This window comes from Rhodococcus sp. NPDC060084, from assembly GCF_042730335.1.
GTDB lineage: Bacteria > Actinomycetota > Actinomycetes > Mycobacteriales > Mycobacteriaceae > Rhodococcus.
Genome location: NZ_JBHWWX010000077.1, coordinates 1 through 5,252 on the forward strand (window position 1 = coordinate 1; position 5,252 = coordinate 5,252).

The 5,252-nt window shown below is 69.0% G+C and carries 7 protein-coding genes; 6 read left to right on the forward strand and 1 reads right to left on the reverse strand.

Features of this window, described 5'->3' with window-relative positions; genetic code table 11:
• Window positions 1-58: 58 nt before the first annotated feature.
• Window positions 59-337, reverse strand: coding sequence for a DUF4193 domain-containing protein (locus ACFWBU_RS21100; RefSeq protein WP_169619468.1), 279 nt, complete (start codon window positions 335-337; stop codon window positions 59-61).
• Window positions 338-610: 273 nt separating this feature from the next.
• Between ACFWBU_RS21100 and ACFWBU_RS21105 the strand changes: the two genes are divergently transcribed.
• The 6 genes from ACFWBU_RS21105 to ACFWBU_RS21130 all read left to right on the forward strand — a co-directional run bounded on the left by ACFWBU_RS21105 (window position 611) and on the right by ACFWBU_RS21130 (window position 5,144).
• Window positions 611-1,027 (forward strand): VOC family protein, encoded by a 417-nt coding sequence (locus ACFWBU_RS21105; protein WP_169651262.1) that lies wholly within the window; start codon window positions 611-613, stop codon window positions 1,025-1,027.
• Window positions 1,028-1,146: 119 nt separating this feature from the next.
• Window positions 1,147-2,328: an inorganic phosphate transporter gene (locus ACFWBU_RS21110; RefSeq protein ID WP_169619464.1), complete on the forward strand. Its 1,182-nt coding sequence runs from the start codon at window positions 1,147-1,149 to the stop codon at window positions 2,326-2,328.
• Complete coding sequence (locus ACFWBU_RS21115; RefSeq protein WP_169619462.1) at window positions 2,325-2,588, forward strand: hypothetical protein; 264 nt, start codon at window positions 2,325-2,327, stop codon at window positions 2,586-2,588. Before ACFWBU_RS21110 ends, ACFWBU_RS21115 begins: the two co-directional genes overlap by 4 nt.
• 161 nt (window positions 2,589-2,749) lie before the next feature.
• Entirely contained in the window at window positions 2,750-3,049 is a 300-nt protein-coding gene (locus ACFWBU_RS21120; protein WP_169619460.1) for a DUF3349 domain-containing protein, read from the forward strand.
• Between the two features lie 13 nt (window positions 3,050-3,062).
• Window positions 3,063-4,211 carry an o-succinylbenzoate--CoA ligase gene (gene menE / locus ACFWBU_RS21125; protein ID WP_296550424.1) on the forward strand — a complete coding sequence of 383 codons (1,149 nt, stop codon included), beginning with the start codon at window positions 3,063-3,065 and terminating at the stop codon, window positions 4,209-4,211.
• A gap of 63 nt (window positions 4,212-4,274) precedes the next feature.
• On the forward strand, window positions 4,275-5,144 hold the full coding sequence (locus tag ACFWBU_RS21130) for a 1,4-dihydroxy-2-naphthoate polyprenyltransferase (protein WP_169619456.1): 870 nt from the start codon (window positions 4,275-4,277) through the stop codon (window positions 5,142-5,144).
• Window positions 5,145-5,252 lie beyond the last annotated feature (108 nt).

Sequence of the window (5,252 nt, forward strand, 5' to 3'; positions counted from 1 at the left end):
GGCACTCCCTGTTCGGGAAGTGCCCGCCTCGCGTTCGTTGCCGGGGAGCGTTACGCGGTCAAGCGCAATCGCGGCAGTACTCGCCGGAGCCGGAAGCCTTCCGGCTGTAGTGCTGGACGAGGAAGCAGCTCATGCAGGTGAACTCGTCGGACTGCTTGGGCAGGACGCGGACGGTCAGTTCCTCGCCCGACAGGTCGGCTCCGGGCAGATCCAGCGACTCGAGGATCTCGGCCTCGTCCGCGTCGGCCTTCTGGGTCGGCGTCAGCGCAAGTTCGTCCAGAGCAGTTTCGGCACCGAGGACGTCGGTGGTGCGGGGGGCGTCGTAATCGGTCTTCATGGCTGTTCTCCTGGGGTCGTCCCGGTAACGGTCGTGGCGTGCGGCTTACTCTGCCGAGCCGTGTAGGCACTGCGCTGCACCTGCCGGACATGATGTCCCGTTTGTCGGTTCGCCAAACACGCCCCCCGCGTTACCGCCGAAAGGTGTGCCGTCGGGCACACTCCGGGCCGCGGCCGACAATTGGTCCCGGCGGGCCGGCCGTACGATCGGCGGAGGCGGTCGCGCACGATCCCGATCGGCGAAGACGAAGCACCATCACCGGAAGGCCTCGACGTGGAGATACTGAGCAGTCGCACGATCCTGCGGCCTCGCGACTACGAGGCGGCGCTGGAGTTCTACGGCGGGAAACTCCGTCTCGCGATCGCGCGGGAGTACCCCGCCGGCACTGTCTACTTCGCCGGTCAGTCGCTGATCGAGATCGCCGCCCACGGACGCGGAGATGCGGACCAGACGTTCCAGGGTGCGCTGTGGCTCCAGGTCCGCGACGTGTACGAGTGCGAGGCCGAACTCGCCCTCGCCGGGGTGCCGATCGTGCGTGAAGCGCGGCAGGAGCCGTGGGGCCTGCACGAGTTGTGGGTCGCGGATCCGGACGGAGTCCCCATCGTGCTCGTGCAGATCCCTGACGATCATCCGCTCCGGCGCGACAGCCGGACCCCCTCAACCGGCCGGTCAAACCCCTCCGGCAAGTGATCTTCACCACACCGGGGAACCGGCGGCGCCGCTCCCTGCACGTGGAGGCTTGCAGGGTGTCCGCGTTCACCTGAGCGTCGCTGTACTTTCCCCTGTCCGCTACCCCAGAATGGGAAGACGTGACCGCAGAGTTCGTTGTCCTACTGGTAGTGGTCGTCACTGCCCTCGCATTCGATTTCACGAACGGCTTCCACGACACCGGCAACGCAATGGCCACGTCCATCGCCACCGGAGCGTTGAAGCCGAAGGCGGCCGTCGCACTGTCGGCGGTCCTCAATCTGATCGGTGCGTTCCTCTCCGTCGAAGTCGCGGCCACCGTCGCCAAAGGCGTCGTCGACCTCGGTACCGTCGGCGGTGAGGACCTTCTGCTGATCGTCTTCGCCGGCCTTGTCGGCGGCATCCTGTGGAACATCGCGACGTGGCTGTTCGGCCTTCCGTCCAGTTCCTCGCACGCCCTGTTCGGCGGCCTGGTGGGTGCGGCGCTCGCCTCCATCGGCGTCAACGGCGTGGTGTGGGACGGCGTTCTCGGCAAGGTGCTCCTGCCCGCTCTGCTCGCTCCCGTCATCGCAGCCCTCGTCGCCACCGTCGGCACGTGGTCGATGCGCCGCCTGACCCGCGACATCTCCGAAGAGCGTCGCGACCGCGGATTCCGGCTGGGTCAGATCGGCACCGCGTCGCTCCTCTCGCTGGCGCACGGCACCAACGACGCCCAGAAGACGATGGGCGTGATCTTCCTGGCCCTCGTCGCTCACGGCAGCATCACCGCGGACACCGAGATGCCGTTCTGGGTGAAGTTCGCCTGCGCGGTCGCCATCGCACTGGGCACCTACCTCGGCGGCTGGCGCATCATCCGGACCCTCGGCAAGGGCCTCGTCGAGATCGCGCCGACCCAGGGACTTGCCGCGGAGTCGTCGTCTGCGGCAATCATTCTGACCTCGAGCCACTTCGGGCTTCCACTGTCCACCACGCACGTCGCGACCGGCTCGATCCTCGGCACCGGACTCGGCACCAAGGGCGCCGAAGTGCGCTGGGGTGTCGCCGGCCGCATGGTCGTCGCATGGCTGATCACGCTTCCGAGCGCCGCGCTCGTCGGTGCACTGTGCTGGGCGCTCGCACACATGATCGGGGGCCTGGGAGGCGTCCTGTTCGTCTTCACCCTCCTGTGCGGACTGTCGCTCTTCATGTGGCTGCGGTCGCGCAAGGAGCCGGTCGATGCCTCCAACGTGACGGCAGAATGGGACGGGTCGCTGGTCCCCGCCGCAACCACCCCTGAACCCGTCGTCCAGGAAGGCCGCCCGTGAATCTGCTGACCCACACCTTGGATTCCCTGTGGCAGGTCGTGCTCGTCGGCTTGTTCCTCGGAGCCGGTCTGCCCTCGCTCTTCGCACTCGGCGTCCGCTCCCTGCACGCGGGTCGTTCGTCGAGCGAGAGCGCACTGCAGCCCCTCGGCGTCGCCGGAGCGGTCGTGTGTTTCGCTGTCGTCGCCATCGCGGTACTCTGCGGAATCCTGCTCCTGACCGCAGACTTCTTGTCGGGCACCTTCGGTATCCACGTTTTCTGACATCGCGTTTTCCCGACATCGCGTTTTCCGACACCGAGTTTCCGACATCGCGTTCCCGCATCGCAGGTTTCGGCTGGAAGGAGTGCAGTGACCTCGAACCCGGTCCTCACACATCGTGTCCGGTCCCGTGTGCTGTGCGGCCGCGTGCCGAGCAGGTCCAGATGATTCTTCCGCCGATCCTCACCTCCATCGTGGAGTGGCTCCGTGCGGGCTACCCGGACGGGGTTCCCGAGCAGGACTACGTGCCGCTTTTCGCGCTGCTGTCCCGCCGGCTGTCCGAGGAAGAGGTCGATCAGGTGGCCGGCAGGCTCGTCGACGACGGGGATCTCCCGATCGACAAGACGGACATCGCCGTTCTCATCACCAAGATCACGAACGAGATGCCGTCCGACCGCGACATCGATCGGGTGCACCGGCACCTGGGCACCGGCAACTGGGACCGGACGGACCACGACCTGTGACCGCCTCCCGCGCATGACCGCCCTGCTGACCACGCTCGCCGTCCCCTCGGGGGATGCCGTCCGCGCTCTTGTCCCGACTCTGCAACGGCTTCTCGACGGAAGCGCTCCCCCGCTGCTGCCGGTTCCCGCCGGAGACGCACGCGAGACCCGGCGGCTCACCGACGCGCTCCGGCCCGGCGATCCGATCGACGAGCGGATCGGTCTCGTGGTGGCCACGTCGGGCACGACGGGAGTGCCGAAGGGCGCTCAACTCACCGTGGACGCGCTGCGAGCGAGCGGCGACGCCACACACGCTCGCCTCGGTGGCACCGGTTCGTGGCTGCTCGCTCTGCCCGCACACCACATCGCCGGAATGCAGGTGCTACTCCGTAGCGTCCTGTCCGGGACCGAGCCCACCGTCGTCGACGTCTCGCGCGGGTTCGATCCCGCCCTCCTCCCCGACGCGGTCGCCGCGATGCCCGGACCCCGCCGCTACACCTCCCTCGTTCCGACCCAGCTGGTCAAGGCTCTCGACCACTCCGGGGCACGGGCGGCGCTCGCCGATCTCGACGGCATCCTGCTCGGCGGGGCGGCCACTCCCGCGCCGGTGCTACGCCGTGCACTCGATGCCGGGCTGAAGATCGTGCGCACGTACGGGATGAGCGAGACGTGCGGCGGCTGCGTGTACGACGGCGTCCCGCTCGACGGGGTGCGGGTGCGGGTCGGCGACGATTCACGGGTCCTGCTCGGCGGGGCGACCCTCGCTTCCGGATACCGCGGGCTCCCCGATCATCCCGCGTTCGTCGAGGCAGGATGGTTCCGCACCGACGACGCCGGAGTACTCGACGGCGGGGTGCTCCGCATCCTGGGCCGGCTCGACGAAGCCATTTCGACCGGCGGCCTGACAGTGGTTCCGCAGATCGTCGAAGCGGTGCTGGCCGAGCACCCCGCGGTCCGGGAGGTCGCCGTGATCGGCCTTCCCGACGAGCGATGGGGGCAGCGGGTCACCGCGATCGTCGTGGCCGAGGACGGCGCGGTTCCCACGCTGGACTCACTGCGCGCACACACCGCGGCGTCACTCGACATCACCGCGGCGCCGCGGGAACTGCACGTCGTCGAGTCGCTGCCCGTGCGGGGTCCGGGCAAGGTCGATCGTCGCGCGCTCGTCGCCCGGTTTTCGTAGCGCCCTTCGCAGCCGCGCGACGGGGCGTGAGAACCGGCGTCGCGAAGGTGCGAAGATCGAAGCATGGCAACCGCTGGTCACTGGATCGAAGGCGCACGTCCGCGCACACTCCCCAACGCGATCGCTCCCGTCCTTGCAGGCACGGGGGCGGCCGCAGCGCTCGGTGAGGCGGTGTGGTGGAAGGCGCTCCTCGCGCTCGTCGTGGCACTCGCATTCGTGATCGGCGTCAACTTCGCGAACGACTACTCCGACGGTGTGCGCGGGACGGACGACGACCGTGTCGGCCCGGTGCGACTCGTCGGGTCGGGGCTCGTCGCCCCCGCGCTGGTCAAACGTGCGGCGTTCGTCTGCTTCGGAATCGGCGCGGTAGCCGGCATCGCACTGGCGCTGACGAGCGCATGGTGGCTGATCGTCGTCGGGGCGCTGTGCATCGCGGGCGCGTGGTTCTACACCGGCGGCCGCACCCCGTACGGCTACAACGGTCTCGGCGAAGTTGCCGTGTTCGTGTTCTTCGGTCTCGTTGCGGTGCTGGGTACGCAATTCGTGCAGGCGGGCCGCGTCGACTGGGCAGGACTCGCGTGCGCGGTGGCCGTCGGATCGTTCTCGAGCGCCGTCCTGGTGTCGAACAATCTCCGCGACATCCCGACCGATACCGTCACCGGAAAACGCACCCTCGCCGTCCGTCTGGGCGACCGCCGGACCCGAATCCTGCACCTCGTTCTCGTCACGGTGCCGTTCGTGTTGTCGGTGGCGCTCGTCGCGGCGACGCCGTGGGCGGCGGCCGGGTTGCTCGCGGCCCCGTTCGCCGTGCGCGCGAACGCGCCGGTCCGGTCCGGAGCCTCGGGGCTCGCTCTCGTTCCGGCACTGCGCGACTCGGGGCTGGCGATGCTGGTGTGGGCGGCCGCGACAGGTCTGGCACTGGCCTTCGGCTGAGTCGTCGTTCCGGGCGGCAGAACCAGCCCCCCCCCCCGGGCCCCGCACGGCGCGGGGGGGGCCGCCCCGGCCCCAACCAAAGTTTAGAGCGGGGTGTATTAATGCGCC

Coding starts and splice junctions, on each gene's coding strand:
- ACFWBU_RS21120 (WP_169619460.1), top strand. CDS start 2,750: ATGATTCTTCCGCCGATCCTCACCTCCATCGTGGAGTGGCTCCGTGCG.
- ACFWBU_RS21130 (WP_169619456.1), top strand. CDS start 4,275: ATGGCAACCGCTGGTCACTGGATCGAAGGCGCACGTCCGCGCACACTC.
- menE (WP_296550424.1), top strand. CDS start 3,063: ATGACCGCCCTGCTGACCACGCTCGCCGTCCCCTCGGGGGATGCCGTC.
- ACFWBU_RS21100 (WP_169619468.1), bottom strand. CDS start 337: ATGAAGACCGATTACGACGCCCCCCGCACCACCGACGTCCTCGGTGCC.